Below are 15,492 nucleotides of genomic sequence, written 5' to 3' on the forward strand. Positions count from 1 at the left end.
CACTCCGTCAGGACACCCGGGCACCGGATGCCACTGTGCTGGCTCACGGCGGCACCGGGCGCGCCTAGACTGCCGCCGGCGGGACCGGTGGACCGTGGTGGCAAAGGGGCCACCGTGGCACCGAGCAGTCGGGGGAGAGCAGCCCCGAAGAGAGGTGTCTGCATCGTGAAGGTCGGAATCCCACGCGAGGTCAAGAACCACGAGTACCGCGTGGCGATCACGCCAGCGGGCGTCAACGAGTTCACCCGCAGTGGTCACCAGGTCTTCGTCGAGGCCGGTGCGGGGGTCGGCTCCAGCATCACCGACGAGGAGTTCACCGCCGCCGGTGCGACGATCCTCGCCACCGCCGACGAGGTGTGGGAGACCGCCGAGCTGGTGCTCAAGGTCAAGGAGCCGATCGCCGAGGAGTACCACCGGATGCGCGAGGGGCAGGTGCTCTTCACCTACCTGCACCTGGCCGCCTCCAAGGAGTGCACCGACGCGCTGATCGACCGCAAGGTGACCGGCATCGCGTACGAGACGGTCGAGCTGCCGGACCGGTCGCTGCCGCTGCTCGCCCCGATGTCCGAGGTCGCCGGCCGGCTCGCCCCGCAGATGGGCGCCTTCTACATGATGCGCACCGGCGGTGGGCGCGGTGTGCTGCCCGGCGGTGTCTCCGGCGTGTACGCGGCCAAGACCGTCGTCATCGGCGCCGGCGTGTCCGGCATGAACGCCGCCGCGATCGCGCTGGGCCTGCAGTCCGAGGTGCTGCTGCTGGACAAGAACGTCGCCCGGCTGCGCTCGGCCGACGCCATCTACCGGGGCCACCTGCAGACCATCGCGTCCAACGCCTACGAGGTCGAGCGGGCCGTGCTCGACGCCGACCTGGTCATCGGCGCGGTGCTGGTGCCCGGCACGAAGGCGCCGACGCTGGTCTCCAACGAGCTGGTCTCCCGGATGAAGCCGGGCAGTGTGCTCGTCGACATCGCCATCGACCAGGGCGGCTGCTTCGAGGACTCGCGCCCCACGACCCACGCCGACCCGGTCTACAAGGTGCACGAGTCGATCTTCTACTGCGTCGCGAACATGCCCGGCGCGGTGCCGAACACCAGCACCTACGCGCTGACCAACGTCACCCTGCCGTACGCCCTGGAGTTGGCCAACCACGGCTGGCAGGAGGCGCTGCGCCGCGACCCGGCGCTGGCGCTGGGCCTGAACACCCACGCCGGCCAGGTCACCTACGGCCCGGTCGCCGAGGCGCACGGCATGGACGTGCTCCCGCTGACCGACGCGCTGGCCTGAGCGGTGGCGGGCTGACCGGCGGCACGGACCCGGCCGGCGTGGGCGAGCAGCCCACGCCGGCCCTGCGCCGTGCCGTACGCGGCTACCTCGACCACCTCACCGTCGAACGTGGACTGTCCGCGAACACGCTCGCCTCGTACCGCCGGGATCTGGACCGCTATCTGACGACGCTGGCCGACGCCGGCGTCACCGACCTCGCGGCGGTCGGCGCCGGTCTCGTCGAGTCGCACCTGGCCCGGCTGCGCGCGGGCGACGACGCGCACCCGCCCCTCGCCGTCTCCTCCGCCGCCCGCGCGGCCAGCGCGGTCCGCGGCCTGCACCGCTTCGCGGTGCGCGAGGGCCTGACCAGTCTCGACCCCAGCCGCGACGTGCGCCCGCCCACCCCGCCGCGCCGGCTGCCCCGGGCGTTGCCGGTCGACGACGTGGTCCGGCTGCTGGAAACCGCCGGCCCGATCACCGCCGCCGGCGACGACGCGCCGCTCGCGCTGCGCGACCGGGCGCTGCTGGAGTTCCTGTACGGCACCGGCGCGCGGATCTCCGAAGCGGTCGGCGCCGCCGTGGACGACCTCGACACCGACGAGGGCACCGTGCTGCTGCGCGGCAAGGGCGGCCGGGTGCGGCTGGTGCCGATCGGCGGGTACGCCGTCGACGCCGTGCGCGCCTACCTGGTCCGGTCCCGTCCCGGCCTGGCCGCCACCGGTCGGGGCACCCCGATGGTGTTCCTCAACGCCCGCGGCGGCGCGCTGACCCGCCAGGGCGCCTGGGGCATCCTGCGCGCCGCCGCCGGCCGGGCCGGGCTGCCGGTCGACGGGCCCGCGGCCGTCTCCCCGCACACCCTGCGCCACTCGTACGCCACCCACCTGCTCGACGGCGGCGCCGACGTCCGGGTGGTCCAGGAGTTGCTCGGCCACGCGTCGGTGACCACCACACAGGTCTACACACTTGTCACCGTGGAGCGGCTGCGCGAGGTGTACGCCACCGCCCATCCGCGCGCCCGGGACTGAACCCGGTGGCGGTCGGCGCCGACACGCCGGGCCGGTGCCCAACCCCCTGCTGGTCGGTGGCGTACAGTCGGCATCGGCGCGGACCTCCTGGAGCGACACGACCGGGGTGCGCAGCGGCGCCGCGAAGGACGTCGGACGGCTCCGACGCCGGGTGGGGTCGTCGGGAGGGGGCAACGAGCACATGGCTGGCAACGGTGACCGTGCCGAGACCTGGACGTCGGAGCTCCGCGAGCAGCAGGCCACGCTCGGCGCGGACCTCGGTCCGGCGGACCCGGCTGCCTACACGATGCGCAAGCCCATCCCGGAGCCGATGCCCACCGACCGGCACGGGCCGGCGCGCATCATCGCGATGGCCAACCAGAAGGGTGGCGTGGGCAAGACCACCACCACCATCAACCTGGGCGCGGCGCTCGCCGAGTACGGCCGCAAGGTGCTGCTCGTCGACTTCGACCCGCAGGGCGCGCTCTCGGTGGGGTTGGGCGTCAACCCGCACAACCTCGACCTGTCCATCTACAACCTGCTCATGCAGGACGACATCATCGCCGAGGACGTGGTCATCAAGACCGACGTCGCGGGGCTGCACCTGCTGCCGGCCAACATCGACCTCTCCGCCGCCGAGATCCAGCTCGTCAACGAGGTCGCCCGGGAGATGGCCCTGGCCCGGGTGCTGCGCACGGTCCGCAAGGAGTACGACTACATCCTGATCGACTGCCAGCCGTCGCTCGGCCTGCTGGCGATCAACGCGTTGACCGTCGCGCACGGGGTGCTCATCCCGCTGGAGTGCGAGTTCTTCAGCCTGCGCGGGGTGGCACTGCTGCTGGACACCATCGACAAGGTGCGCGAGCGGCTCAACTTCGACCTGGAGCTCGAAGGCATCCTCGCCACCATGTACGACAGCCGCACCACGCACTGCCGTCAGGTGTTGCAGCGGGTGGTGGAGGCGTTCGGCGACAAGGTCTACCAGACGGTCATCACCAAGACGGTGAAGTTCCCCGAGTCCACCGTGGCCGGTGCCCCCATCACGACGATGGACCCGGCCTCCTCCGGGGCACGCAACTACCGTCAGCTGGCCCGCGAGGTGATCGCCGCCCAGTCGGAGCGGTAGCCGGACCGCCCGGTGCCCGCCTCGTGGACTACGGTCGTGCGGTGACCGCGCCACCCCTCGACCCACCCGACACCGCTGCTCCGGGCGAGGTCGACGGTGTGCCGCTCGCCGACCCGGCTGCCGACCCGCCCGCCGGGGCGGCCGACCTGCCTGCCGCCCCGGCGGCCACCGGTTTCACGGTGCGGCTGGCCAACTTCACCGGCCCGTTCGACCTGCTGCTGCAACTCATCGGCAAGCACAAGCTCGACGTCACCGAGGTGGCCCTGCACACGGTCACTGACGAGTTCATCGCCTACATCCGGGCCATGGGCGACGACTGGGACCTGGACGAGGCCAGCGAGTTCCTGCTGATCGCCGCGACGCTGCTCGACCTGAAGGCGGCCCGGCTGCTGCCCTCCGCCGAGGTGGAGGACGAGGCGGACCTCGCCCTGCTGGAGGCCCGGGACCTGCTCTTCGCCCGGCTGCTGCAGTACAAGGCGTACAAGGAGGCGGCGGCGTACATCGCCGAGTTGGAGGCGGTCGGCGGCCGCCGGTACCCGCGGGCGGTCAGCCTGGAGGCCCGCTACGCCGACGCGCTGCCCGACCTGGTCCTCGGCATCGGCCCGCAGCGGCTGCTGAAGCTGGCCGTGAAGGCGATGACCCCGAAACCGGTGCCGGAGGTGTCCATCGCCCATGTGCACATGGTCCGGGTCAGTGTCCGCGAACACGCGGCGATCCTCGCCGCCCGGCTGCGGCGGGCCGGCACGGCCACGTTCTCCCTGCTCTGCGCCGACTGCGAGGCCACCCTGGAGGTGGTGGCGCGGTTCCTGGCGCTGCTGGAGCTGTACCGGGAGGGGCTGGTCGCCTTCGTGCAGGAACAGGCCCTGGAGGAGCTGACCGTGCGCTGGACCGGCCCGGTCGACGGCGACACCGAACTGCACGTCGACGAGTACGCCGGCACCCCGGCCGACGCCGGTCCGCCGAGCGCCGCCCCTGAGCCGGTGGAGCCTGAGCCGGTGGAGCCTACGCCGGTGGGTCCTGAGCCGGTGGAGCCTGAGCCGGTGGGGGTTGGGCCGGTGGGGGTTGGGCCTGAGCCGGCCGGAGCTGAGCTGCACGGGACCGGGCCTGCGTCGGCGGGGGTTGGGCCTGCGCTGGCGGTGGCTGAGCCTGCGCTGGCGGTGGCTGAGCCTGGGTCGGCGGTGGCTGAGCCTGGGTCGGCGGTGGCTGAGCTTGAGTCGGCGGGGGCTGAGCCTGAGTCGGCGGGGGTTGGGCCTGCGCTGGCGGGGGTTGGGCCTGTGCTGGCGAGGGCTGAGCCTGGGTCGGCGGTGGCTGAGCCTGAGTCGGCGGGGGCTGAGCTTGAGTCGGCGAGGGCTGAGCCTGGGTCGGCGGGGGTTGGGCCTGCGCTGGCGGGGGCTGAGCTTGAGTCGGCGGGGGCTGAGCTTGAGTCGGCGGGGGTTGGGCCTGCGCTGGCGGGGGCTGAGCTTGAGTCGGCGGGGGTTGGGCCTGCGCTGGCGGGGGCTGAGCCTGCGCTGGCGGGGGCTGAGCCTGCGCTGGTGAGGGCTGAGCCTGAGTCGGTGGGGGAGGCCGGCGGGCCGGACGGGACGGGAACGACGGAGGGTGCGCGGGATGAGTGACGAGCAACGCCGGGACTCACTGGCCGACCAGGCCGCCGCCTGGGTCCCCCCGTGGGACCGCCCCCGCCCGCCCGCCGCCGACGGCACCCAAGACGCCCCCGAAGCCCCGCCGAACGAGTCGACCGAACAGCCAGACGAGTTCGCCGCGGCGCCACCGTCGAACCCCGAAGATCTTGGAGAGAAAGTGCCCCTCCAGGGGCCGGAACCTTCCAAGATCTCCGACGAGCCGGCCGCGAACGCGTCGGGCTCGGCGTGGGTGGGGCAGGGCTCGGCGGTGGGGCAGGGCTCGGCGGTGGGGCAGGGCTCAGCGGTGGGGCAGGGGTCGGCGGCGGGAGAGCCGGGGGGCGTTGAGGGGGAGGGCTCGGCGCAGGCGGGGCAGGGCTCGGCTGCGGTGGAGGGCTCGGCTGAGGTGGGGCAGGGCTCGGCGGGGGAGTCGGGGGGTGCTGGGGACGTACCTCGGCGGCAGTTGGCGGGGCGGCGGCGGGTGCCCGTCGCGCCGGAGCCCGCGCCCGACATGTCCGACAGTGAGCTGCGTGGCGCCCTGGAAGCGATCCTGCTGGTGGTCGACGAGCCGGTCAGTGAGCTGGTCCTGGCGCAGGTGCTGGAGCAGCCCGCTGAACGGGTCGGGCCGATGCTCGACGAGATCGCCGCCGGCTACACCGCCGCCGGGTACGGGTTCGAGCTGCGTCGGGCGGCTGGCGGGTGGCGGCTGTACACCCGGCCGGAATACGCTACGTACGTTGAGCGGTTCGTGTTGGACGGGCAGTCCGTACGGCTGACCCAGGCGGCGTTGGAGACGCTCGCCGTGGTCGCCTACAAGCAGCCGGTGACCCGTTCGCGAATCTCAGCCATCCGGGGTGTGAACGTCGACGGGGTCATCCGTACGCTGGTCACCCGCGGCCTCGTCGAGGAGTGTGGCACCGAAACGGACAGCGGGGCGTTCCTCTACCGGACCACCACGTTGTTCCTGGAGAAGCTCGGGTTGAACACCGTTGCCGAGCTGCCGCCCCTCGCACCTTTCCTGCCCGACGACGTAGAAGAGCTTGCTGATGCGACCCGATAACCGTTCCCCCAAACCCGACGCCCCTGTCTTCGAGGGGGCTGAGCGCCTGCAGAAGGTGCTCGCCGCCGCCGGCGTGGGTTCCCGGCGTGCCTGCGAGGACCTGATCTTCCGCCGCCGGGTCACCGTGGACGGGCGGGTCGCCAAGCTCGGCGACAAGGTCGACCCGGCCATCGCCGTGATCCACGTGGACGGCGAGCGCCTCCAGGTCGACGTCCGCCTGGTCTACGTGGCGATGAACAAGCCGCGCGGGGTGGTCACCACGATGGCGGACGAAAAGGGACGCAACGAGCTGTCCGACTTCATCGGCGCCCGGCTGGAGCAGCGGGTCTACCACGTCGGGCGGCTCGACGCGGACAGCGAGGGCCTGCTGCTGCTCACCAACGACGGCACGCTCGCGCACAAGCTCATGCACCCCTCGTACCAGGTGCTGAAGACCTACCTCGCCGAGGTGGTCGGGCCGATCCCGCGCAACCTGAGCAAGCGGCTGCTGGCCGGGGTCGACCTGGAGGACGGGCCGGTCAAGGTCGACTCGTTCAAGGTGGTGGACACGCTGGGTAAATCCGCCCAGGTGGAGCTGAGCCTGCACGAGGGGCGCAAGCACATCGTCCGGCGGCTGATGGAGGAGGTCGGCCACCCGGTCACCCGGCTGGTGCGTACCTCGATCGGGCCGATCCGGCTCGGTGACCTGCGGACCGGGCGGATCCGGCGGTTGACGAACGCCGAGGTCGCCGCCCTGTTCAACGCCGTGGGTGACTGACCCCCGAGTTCGGGGTACGGCTGCCGGTAGGCTCCACAACGGCCGAGACGCGGCCGCGGGGGTGGCGTGGGTCGCCTCCGGCGGCGTCGCGCGCGGGTCCGCCACGGACCGCGGGCATGATTGATGACGATTGACCATCCGCTTGCGGCGCCAGATCACCGGGCGATCCGTGAGGTACGGGCTGAGGAGGACACGGTGGAGGAAAACGTACGGGCCAGGCGATGTGTGGTCGCTGTGGACGGGCCGTCCGGTTCGGGTAAGTCCACCGTGTCGCGGCGGCTCGCCGTCGCGATCGGTGCGCGCTACCTGGACACGGGAGCGATGTACCGGGCGATCACGTTGGCCGTGCTGCGCTCCGGCGTGGACCTCACCGACGCCGCGTCGGTGGCCAAGGTCGCCGGCGACGTCAAGCTGCACATCGGCACCCACCCGCAGGGGTACGCCGTGACCGTCGACGGCGTGGGCGTGGACGCGGAACTCCGGGGCCCGGAGGTGACCGGCGCGGTTTCGGCAGTCGCCGCCGTGGCGGCTGTTCGTGAGCTGCTCGTCACCCGGCAGCGCGAGATGATCGCCAACGTTGGCCGGATCGTCGTCGAGGGTCGGGACATCGGCTCGGTCGTCGCGCCGGACGCGGACCTGAAGGTGTTCCTGACCGCTTCCGAGGCGGCCCGTGCCGCCCGGCGTAGCGCCGAGGACGCCGCTGACGTGGCGGCCACCGCGGCCGACCTGGCCCGACGGGATCGGCTCGACTCGACCCGCGAGGTCAATCCGCTGGCGCAGGCACCCGACGCGGTGGTGCTGGACACCACCGAGCTGGGCATCGACGAGGTCGTGGCGCGGTTGCGCGAGCTGCTCACCGAGCGGGGTGTGGCATGAGCAGCGCGGTGGTGTCTCAGGTCGGTCCGCAGCGTAGCGAGCGAATCATCGGGCTCAGCGCGATTGGGTCTCAGGTCGGTCCGGAGCGCAGCGGAGGAGCGGCGTGAGCGAGGGTGCAGGATGGGTCGAGCTGCGTGAGCCCGACGTCGCCGTCGAGGAGCCGAGCGGCCCGCAGCCGGTGGTGGCCGTGGTCGGCCGCCCCAACGTGGGCAAGTCGACGCTTGTCAACCGGATCATCGGCCGTCGGCAGGCGGTCGTCGAGGACGTCCCGGGCGTGACCCGCGACCGGGTGCCGTACGACGCGCAGTGGAACGGCCGGGCGTTCACGGTGGTGGACACCGGCGGTTGGGAGCCGGACGCGAAGGACCGTGCCGCGGCCATCGCGGCGCAGGCCGAGACGGCGGTCGTCACCGCCGACGTGGTGCTCTTCGTGGTCGACGCGATGGTGGGCTCCACCGACGTGGACGAGGCCGCGGTGAAGATGCTAAGGCGCAGCGCCAAGCCGGTGATCCTGATCGCCAACAAGGCCGACAACACCGCCATCGAGATGGAGGCGACCTCGCTGTGGTCGCTCGGCCTCGGTGAGCCGTTCCCGATCTCCGCGCTGCACGGGCGCGGCTCCGGCGACCTGCTGGACGCCATCCTCGCCGCGTTGCCGGAAGCCCCGGCGATCGTGGAGAACCGGCCGCGCGGCCCCCGCCGGGTGGCGCTGGTCGGGCGGCCGAACGTGGGCAAGTCCAGCCTGCTCAACCGGTTCTCCGGCGAGGACCGGGCGGTCGTCGACTCGGTGGCGGGCACCACTGTGGACCCGGTGGACAGCCTGGTCGAGATCGGTGGTCAGACCTGGCAACTGGTCGACACGGCCGGGCTGCGCAAGCGGGTCGGTAAGGCCAGCGGCACCGAGTACTACGCCAGCCTGCGCACCGCCGGCGCGATCGAGGCCGCCGAGGTGGCCGTGGTGTTGCTGGACTCCAGCGAGCCGATCAGTGAGCAGGATCAGCGGATCCTGTCGATGGTGACCGAGGCCGGTCGGGCGATGGTCATCGCGTTCAACAAGTGGGACCTGGTCGACGCCGACCGTCGGTACTACCTGGACAAGGAGATCGACCGGGAACTGCGTCGCATCCCCTGGGCGATCCGCCTGAACCTGTCCGCGATGACCGGCCGCGCGGTGGACAAGCTGGCCCCGGCCCTGAACAAGGCCCTGGCCAGCTGGGAAACCCGGGTGCCGACCGCGCAGCTCAACCAGTGGTTGACCGCGCTGGTGCAGGCCACCCCGCACCCGGTGCGCGGCGGTCGCGCGCCGCGGATCCTGTTCGCGACGCAGGCCGGCGTGGCGCCGCCACGGTTCGTGCTCTTCACCACCGGTCCGCTCGACGCCGGCTACCAGCGCTTCGTCGAGCGCAAGCTCCGCGAGGAATTCGGGTACGAGGGCAGCCCCATCGAGATCTCGGTCCGCCCGCGCAAGAAACTCGGCCCCGGCGGCCGAGGCAAGGCGCACGGCTGACCCGTTCTTGTTCTCCAGAAATGCCGGATGGGTGGTCCTCGCCCGTCCGGCATTTCTTCCACCCCACCCTCCTAGGACGCTGTAGGGGTTGTGCGGTGGTTCGGTCACCTCGCGACGCGGGTGGGGCCTGTGCGGAGGACCCGGGGCAGCTGCGCTAAGCTGTACCGGCTGCCGCGGGGGAAACCGCGCGGGGGCGGGACGTAGCGCAGCTTGGTAGCGCACTTGACTGGGGGTCAAGGGGTCGTCGGTTCGAATCCGGCCGTCCCGACAGAGTTTCGGCAGGTCAGAGGCCTTGATTCACTTCGGTGAGTCGGGGCCTTTTGCCGTTTCGTCTCACAATTTCTCACGTACGCGCGTACTGCTGAATTTCGGGCGCTCGAGTCACCCGAACAGCCCTGATTCGAGGTGCTCGGCCGCCACCTTGAGGTGGCTGCTGTCGGGGTGGACGTAGACCCGCTTGGCGAGCGTGCCGCCGTCGGCGTGGCCGGCCCAAGCCGCCAGCACGACGTCGGGCACTCCGACGCCGGCGAGGTAGGTCAGGCAGGCGTGCCGGGCGTCGTACGGCCGGACCTTGCGTACTCCGACCTTGGTCATCAGCTCGTAGACCCGGCGGCGGAGCCAGTCGGTGCGCTGCGGCTGGCCGAGTTCGTTGACCAGGACGTAGCCGCTGTCGACGTAGGTGTTACCGGCCTTCAGGCGTTCCTTCTTCTGCAGGGTGTTGAACGCTTTGAGCGCCTTCGTTACCGTCGCGGGCATCGGCAGGCCGCGTTTGCCGGCCGCCGATTTGGCTTCCTTCTCCTCGATCTCTCCGTCAACGAGCGTCCGGGTGTTGTCCCCGGCCGCGATCGTCCCGGTCTCGAAGTCGACATCGGACCATCGCAGCCCGCACACCTCAGCCGGTCGAAGACCCATCAGCGACAGCAGGCAGGCGGCGTAGAGGCGTTCGCTTGTGATGCCGGTCAGAAACGCCTTCACCTCTTCCTGGGTCCAGGGCTTGCGCTCAGCCTGTGCCTCGGCCGCGGCCTTCGCAGCCGCTCTGGGGATGGCGACGAACGCGGCGACGTTGCGGACCACGAGCTGACGCCGAACCGCCACGTTCAGCGCGGTTCGAAGGCGGCCGAGCGTCAGGCGCACTGACCGGACACCGAGCCCCGATCCTGGCTTGCCACCACGTTTCCGGCCCTCCGTCAGCATCCAGTCGATCAGAGCCTCGATGTCGGCCTCGGTGACGTCCTGGAGTGGCTTGCTGCCAAGGCGGGCGCGGACCGGCAGCAGCGCATCGCGGTAGTTGGCGGCGGTGGCCTTCTCTACATCGCGGGTGGCGGACGCCAACCACTCGTCGAGGAAGTCGTTGACCGTGATCTTGCCGGGTTTGACGTATGTGCCGCGGTCGGTCTCGTGCTTGATCCGGGCGTACTCCGCCTTGGCTTCCTTCCTGGTGTCGAAGGTGTACGTCCGCTGGTCCCGACGCCCGTCCGGCTTGCGTCCGATGTCGAGGACGAACCGGTAACGGGTCTTGCCGCTTCGAAGCGTGATCTTCTTGATCGGATCCGAGGTGCTCATTCTGCTTCTGCGCCTTTCGTGGAGGGGTTTCGTCGGGGCCTGCAACGGGGAGGATGCGTCTTCAAATGGTACCGAAAAGAGGTACCAAATTCCGGCCCCGGCGTCCGGCTCATGGCGGATGGCGATAGGCGATGTGAGATGTGGGACCCTCGACTCGTCATGCGGCCGTTCGATCTGCTTGCCTAGGAGTTGAGGTATGCCGCGACAGCGCCCTGTCGCTGACAACCTGCCGCCGTTGCCGGCGCGGGAGAAGCGGGATCAGCAGGTCAAGATCAGGCTGACGCCGTCGGAAATGGAGAAGTTGGGTGTGCTGCGGCCCGACCTGACCCCGCCCGGGATCGTCGCCTTGCTCGTTGACGATGTGCTCACCGGTCGGTACCGGCCGGCATGGGCTGCCACTGCGCCCGACGAGGATGGACCTCAGCGATCGGCGTAGCGCCGCTCTGTCTGTTCCAGACGATCATCACGGACAGCCGTGGGCTGTCGGTCGACGCCGACGAGCCGGAGCAAATCTGCCGTGCGCACGCGGTACGAGGTTCCAATCCGAAGTACCGGGCAGGGGAAGGCGTTGCTCTTTGCCAGGTCGTAAGCCTTTGTGCGGCCAACTCCGAGAGCGCGGGCGGCGGTCGCCAGGTCGATCATCGCAGGAAGTTGCAGTAGCTCGTCCTGGTTGAAACTGCTGGTGGTCATCACCCTGCTCCTTCGGTCGAGGGGAGCGGACGCCAGGGGCGTCTGGTTGGAGAGGCATGGTCTGGCATGCCTCGACACGACCATCCGGTATGGGCGTTGTTTGTGGCGCTACCCGTTTCTGGTAGCGGTGTTCCAGGGAGCGCGGTAACACGGCTTGCGATCCAAGTTCGGACCCTGTTTCTTCGCCGGTCCGGCCGTTCTGTCCCGGGCCCCCAGGCGTCTAGTGAGTGTGGCGACGCTTCAGAACGGCGCTGACGGCTGGTGCCGCTTCCGGGCTGCGGAAGGGCGTCAAACCGCTGCAGCCGTCGGCGGCACTACTGCGGCGACGGCGACCATGATTCTGCTGACGGCCTTCAGCATTATCTCCTGGCTGCTGGGCACCACCACGGCCGTGGTCGCCGGCATGGGTGCCTGCACTCTGGCGGACGACGAGATTCGCCGCTACCTCGGCGTTGCCGTCGACCAGGAACTCCGTCCGCAAAGTTCAAGGCGTCCGAGGATCCCAGGCGGGATGACGAATGAGCGCGAGGATCGGCCCATCCAAGAAGCCGCTTGACCCAACCGCCGGGCTCGTCGTGCATTCGCCTACTCCCTGCGGAGGCTGCGCCAGGAGGCCAGCAGCCCGTCGTACCGGACACTGGCGAACCGCACGTACTACTCGGTGTCCGCGCTGTTCGTCGCCTCTAGCGGAAGCAGTTTCCCGAGTGGGGCATGCGCTGAGGCATACGTCCGGGACGTGCGGGGTCGGTGGCGACCCCTAGATGAGTTCCTCACCGCGCTGGACCAGGCGGGGCAGCGCAGGTCCGGATCCAGCAGGCGCTGTATGACTACGTCGACCGGATCTGGGAGGACACCAAGGCCCGCGGCATGAGCCCGGCGGTCCGGCCGGACTGGAACGTCGTGGCCGGGCTGCGGGACGTGACGAGATGCGCTGGTCGAGCAGGCCGGGCAGGCGCAGGCCGACGCCGGCGAGGACTGAGCTGCCGATGACCGACAGCGGCTCGCGTGATGCCGAGATCCGGGACCTGGTGGCCAGCACAGCGATGCTCGGCCGGGTGTCCGGGCACGAGCTGCTTTCACGGTGGCCGGTGGCCGGTGGCCGGTGGCCGGTGGCCGCGCCGGTCCGGCTGGCCGGTCGTGCCCCGGCTGGCCGCGCCGTGGCAGGACACCCTCACGAGCGGATCGGCTGGCGGATGCGCGCGGCGAACCTACGCGGCCACGACCCCGATGACGCTTCCGTGCGGGACGAGTTCGTCTTCGAGGCCGACTACCAGATATGTCATCGGTGCCGGATCGGCTGGGTCGAGCAGCCGCATGCCCTGCCGGCCTATCGCCGCCGCGGACTGGCCGCCGCCGGCCTCGCGGCGTTGCGCAGGGAAAACGCCTGCTACGACTGGCACACGCTCGGCGGGTACATCGACGGCTCGCCGGCCTTCTGGGACACCATCGGCGCCGACGTCCCGGGCGGCTACCGGCCCCGCCGTGTGCGAGCAGGTCGCCGCCGGTGGCTGAACGGCCAGGACGTCACAACGGCGCCTGAGGATGTGGACTCCAGGTAGGGGCAGCAGCCGGGAGGGCGCGGGTGCGTCAGACCCCCGCCGTAGGCTGGACCAGACGGTAGGTCAGAGGAGAGGATCTTGGCGAAGGTGACCATCAACAAGCAGGGGATCGCCCGGATGATGCGCGAGATGCAGCGCGAGTTCGACAAGCACCCCATCCAGGTGACGACGGTCGCCGATGCGCCGACGGGCCTGCGCGGGGCGGAGCGTACTACCGTGCCGACGACGATCACCTACAACGGGCCGGTGATCCACGGCGGGGCCGCAGGCGCTCAGCTGGCATGGAACAACACCGGCACCGTCAACCAGACGCAGACACACAACGAGCAGATCACGCCTGGCTTCGAGGCCCTGGCCCAGGCCGTGGTCAGCACCCGACAAGGGCTGTCGGCGGTTGGTCTGTCGGAGCAGGACCTGCAGGATGCAGAGGCTGCCGCCGACGAGGTCCTCACCGAGGTCACCCAGGAGACGCCGGACCCGAGCCGGCTGCGGCGCGGCGTCGCCGCGCTCAAGGGACTGCTTGCCCCAATCGCCACCGGCCTGGCCATCGGTGCGGGTGAGGGAGCCCAGGCCTGGGCACAAACCGCCATCGAGCAGCTGGGCAACGCCGCGATCGGCTGACTCAGATCCAGGAGCCTCGACCACGTGCAGAACTGGACCCTCACGGCCGACGAAGTTCGCGCCCTAACCCTCGACGAGCTCGCCCTGCGGGTGCTGGCCTCCGCGCAGGATGCGTGGAACTGGCGCAACTGGCTACTCGAAGTCCGGCAGGATCACTATCCCCGGGATCCGGACACGGTTCAGCTCCTGTCGGAGGCATGGGGCTGGCTGCAGGCCAAGTGCCTGATCGCCCGGACCGTTGACCAGAGCGCCGCCGAGGCATTTACCACCACCAGGCGCGGTCGTCAGTTTCTACTTCACGGTGCCCACTGGCTCCGGGCGGTCGAGCGGCTCGACGTCGACCTCGTTCCTGAACTGGAGTTCACCGCCCGGCCTCAGTTCCTGCGCGGCGATTACGAGACGGCGGCGTTCACGGCGTTGAAGGAGGTCGAGGTCCAGGTCCGTCGCCGCGCCGGGCTCTCCGACAGCCTGGTGGGGACGAAGCTGATGCAGGAGGCGTTCCGCCCGCCGAAGAACCCCAGCGACCAAGCCGGCCCCCTCTGGCGCGATGACCTTGACCCAGGCGAGTCGGTGGCCCAGATGGAGCTGTTCAAAGGCGCCATCGGGCTGTTTAAGAACCCATCGAGCCATCGCCGCGTCGACTACTCCGACTCCACCGAAGCCGCCGAGACCGTCCTCCTGGCGGACCTACTTCTCAGGCTGCTCGGCAAAATCCCCGATGGTCCCGTCGCTGGTGAAGGCGTGGACCTTCACGGCGACTGACCCTTCCCATCGCGTGAGTGCCAGACGGAGCGCGTCGGGGTCAAGGCAGGCACTATTGTTCCAGTCTGGACGTCAAGGAGCGGTGACGGCGGGCGGCAGCGTCGCTGCAGGGCTACCTGGCGCCACTGGAGTTCACCGACTGGTCCGCCGCCCGGGTGACCGCCGAGTTGACTCGCCAGGTCGTGGGCTGGGGTGTGGAGCACGGATGGCGAGTGCGCCGCGAGGTGCCCAGCATCGCCGGCCTACCCGGACCACACCCTGACCGACCCGGCTACCTGGACGTCGTGTGTCAACGGCTCGACGGCCCGCCCATCGCTATCGAGATCGACCGCACCGACAAGCAGTGGTCCAGCCGGAAACTGCTGTGCGAGGCCGACGCCGGTGCGATCCCGCTCTGGGTGCGCTGGAACGACGCGAGGACATGGATCGTGCCCGACCCGATTGGAGTAGTCCGAATACCTACCATCCGCCGGAGGATCGCCGGGCGACCGCTCTACTCCCGGGCTGCCGCCGAGCACACGCGCCGCGCGCCCATGACGCAACCAGTGCCACCAGTCGAGGGAACGGTCGTCCTACAGCCTGCAGATCCGGCGCAGCCGAGCGCACACTGCTCGGCTGTCACTACCAAAGGCGAGCCCTGCATGATCGACCCACGACCGTCCGGTCTGTGTCACGTTCACGACCCGGCGGTGCAGTGCGGAGCCATCAATCGCAAGGGCAGACGCTGCACCATCGCCACCGGCGGAGGCCGCTGCAAACGTCACCAAGATGTCGACGGGCACGGTGCAGGGCTGTTCGCTCGCCCCGACACCCTGCTCTAACAATCATCACCCGATCCCACCCGGCTGGCCGATCCGGAGCATCATCGGCATTCGCTGGATCCGCCTCGAACAGATGTGCGCCGTCATCAGCGTATCGAACCTGGACAGAACCGGGGATGTACCGGGTCTGTGGGAGAGGAACATTCCTCGGCACTGCGGTTGTCACCAACCGTGGAGCTCCTACCGCTCGGCGCCGCTTCTCGGAGCGAGCGCGGGGGTCCAAACCCCGCAGCCGAAGAGGAGGATTGCGGTGCGACAACAGCCGGAGCA

Annotated in this window: 14 protein-coding genes, 1 tRNA gene and 1 pseudogene; 14 read left to right on the forward strand and 2 right to left on the reverse strand. The window is 70.3% G+C overall.

All coding sequences use genetic code 11. The features are described from left to right. Positions 1-165 precede the first annotated feature (165 nt). The 9 genes and pseudogenes from ald (at position 166) to AB0C25_RS09030 (ending at position 9,474) form a co-directional block, all read left to right on the forward strand. Positions 166-1,281: an alanine dehydrogenase gene (gene ald, locus AB0C25_RS08990; protein WP_357255836.1), complete on the forward strand. Its 1,116-nt coding sequence runs from the start codon at positions 166-168 to the stop codon at positions 1,279-1,281. 38 nt (positions 1,282-1,319) lie between these two features. Then, positions 1,320-2,285, forward strand: coding sequence for a site-specific tyrosine recombinase XerD (locus AB0C25_RS08995; protein ID WP_357371128.1), 966 nt, complete (start codon positions 1,320-1,322; stop codon positions 2,283-2,285). 181 nt (positions 2,286-2,466) lie between these two features. Beyond that, on the forward strand, positions 2,467-3,390 hold the full coding sequence (locus AB0C25_RS09000; RefSeq protein ID WP_030487987.1) for an AAA family ATPase: 924 nt from the start codon (positions 2,467-2,469) through the stop codon (positions 3,388-3,390). A gap of 23 nt (positions 3,391-3,413) precedes the next feature. Beyond that, positions 3,414-4,331 (forward strand): annotated as a pseudogene (locus tag AB0C25_RS09005) (segregation/condensation protein A); the annotation flags it as partial. A 928-nt stretch (positions 4,332-5,259) separates the two neighbouring features. Beyond that, positions 5,260-6,066, forward strand: a complete 807-nt coding sequence (scpB, locus tag AB0C25_RS09010; protein ID WP_357371975.1) for an SMC-Scp complex subunit ScpB — start codon at positions 5,260-5,262, stop codon at positions 6,064-6,066. Beyond that, positions 6,053-6,823 (forward strand): pseudouridine synthase, encoded by a 771-nt coding sequence (locus AB0C25_RS09015; protein WP_357371130.1) that lies wholly within the window; start codon positions 6,053-6,055, stop codon positions 6,821-6,823. The genes scpB and AB0C25_RS09015 overlap by 14 nt, the downstream gene beginning before the upstream one ends. A gap of 195 nt (positions 6,824-7,018) precedes the next feature. Beyond that, complete coding sequence (gene cmk, locus AB0C25_RS09020) at positions 7,019-7,699, forward strand: (d)CMP kinase (RefSeq protein WP_357371133.1); 681 nt, start codon at positions 7,019-7,021, stop codon at positions 7,697-7,699. 130 nt (positions 7,700-7,829) lie between these two features. Beyond that, positions 7,830-9,206 carry a ribosome biogenesis GTPase Der gene (gene der / locus AB0C25_RS09025; protein WP_357255867.1) on the forward strand — a complete coding sequence of 459 codons (1,377 nt, stop codon included), beginning with the start codon at positions 7,830-7,832 and terminating at the stop codon, positions 9,204-9,206. A gap of 194 nt (positions 9,207-9,400) precedes the next feature. Next, positions 9,401-9,474 (forward strand) — tRNA-Pro (locus AB0C25_RS09030). 113 nt (positions 9,475-9,587) lie between these two features. Here AB0C25_RS09030 and AB0C25_RS09035 read toward each other — a convergent pair. After that, positions 9,588-10,769: a site-specific integrase gene (locus AB0C25_RS09035; protein ID WP_357371134.1), complete on the reverse strand. Its 1,182-nt coding sequence runs from the start codon at positions 10,767-10,769 to the stop codon at positions 9,588-9,590. A 196-nt stretch (positions 10,770-10,965) separates the two neighbouring features. On the opposite strand from AB0C25_RS09035, the gene AB0C25_RS09040 reads away from it, so the two are divergent. Then, a complete protein-coding gene (locus AB0C25_RS09040) occupies positions 10,966-11,205 on the forward strand; it encodes a hypothetical protein (protein ID WP_357371136.1) in 240 nt (79 codons plus the stop codon). Here the strand turns inward: AB0C25_RS09040 and AB0C25_RS09045 are convergent. Beyond that, positions 11,190-11,459, reverse strand: coding sequence for a helix-turn-helix domain-containing protein (locus AB0C25_RS09045; RefSeq protein WP_357371137.1), 270 nt, complete (start codon positions 11,457-11,459; stop codon positions 11,190-11,192). The genes AB0C25_RS09040 and AB0C25_RS09045 overlap by 16 nt on opposite strands. 334 nt (positions 11,460-11,793) lie before the next feature. Between AB0C25_RS09045 and AB0C25_RS09050 the strand changes: the two genes are divergently transcribed. The 4 genes from AB0C25_RS09050 to AB0C25_RS09065 all read left to right on the forward strand — a co-directional run bounded on the left by AB0C25_RS09050 (position 11,794) and on the right by AB0C25_RS09065 (position 14,401). Then, positions 11,794-12,015, forward strand: coding sequence for a hypothetical protein (locus AB0C25_RS09050; RefSeq protein WP_357371139.1), 222 nt, complete (start codon positions 11,794-11,796; stop codon positions 12,013-12,015). A gap of 430 nt (positions 12,016-12,445) precedes the next feature. Next, entirely contained in the window at positions 12,446-13,018 is a 573-nt protein-coding gene (locus tag AB0C25_RS09055; RefSeq protein ID WP_357371141.1) for a hypothetical protein, read from the forward strand. A gap of 87 nt (positions 13,019-13,105) precedes the next feature. After that, positions 13,106-13,639, forward strand: a complete 534-nt coding sequence (locus tag AB0C25_RS09060; RefSeq protein WP_357371977.1) for a hypothetical protein — start codon at positions 13,106-13,108, stop codon at positions 13,637-13,639. Positions 13,640-13,663: 24 nt separating this feature from the next. Beyond that, on the forward strand, positions 13,664-14,401 hold the full coding sequence (locus tag AB0C25_RS09065; protein ID WP_357371143.1) for a TIGR02391 family protein: 738 nt from the start codon (positions 13,664-13,666) through the stop codon (positions 14,399-14,401). The last annotated feature ends 1,091 nt before the right edge of the window (positions 14,402-15,492 follow it).

This window comes from Micromonospora sp. NPDC048839, assembly GCF_040649915.1.
Taxonomy (GTDB): Bacteria; Actinomycetota; Actinomycetes; order Mycobacteriales; family Micromonosporaceae; genus Micromonospora.

What these genes read in the sequence shown, in the direction of transcription:
- AB0C25_RS09000 (WP_030487987.1), top strand. Translation starts at nt 2,467, where the DNA reads ATGGCTGGCAACGGTGACCGTGCCGAGACCTGGACGTCGGAGCTCCGC.
- AB0C25_RS09015 (WP_357371130.1), top strand. Translation starts at nt 6,053, where the DNA reads ATGCGACCCGATAACCGTTCCCCCAAACCCGACGCCCCTGTCTTCGAG.
- AB0C25_RS09050 (WP_357371139.1), top strand. Translation starts at nt 11,794, where the DNA reads ATGATTCTGCTGACGGCCTTCAGCATTATCTCCTGGCTGCTGGGCACC.
- AB0C25_RS09055 (WP_357371141.1), top strand. Translation starts at nt 12,446, where the DNA reads ATGACCGACAGCGGCTCGCGTGATGCCGAGATCCGGGACCTGGTGGCC.
- AB0C25_RS09035 (WP_357371134.1), bottom strand. Translation starts at nt 10,769, where the DNA reads ATGAGCACCTCGGATCCGATCAAGAAGATCACGCTTCGAAGCGGCAAG.
- AB0C25_RS09040 (WP_357371136.1), top strand. Translation starts at nt 10,966, where the DNA reads ATGCCGCGACAGCGCCCTGTCGCTGACAACCTGCCGCCGTTGCCGGCG.
- AB0C25_RS09045 (WP_357371137.1), bottom strand. Translation starts at nt 11,459, where the DNA reads ATGACCACCAGCAGTTTCAACCAGGACGAGCTACTGCAACTTCCTGCG.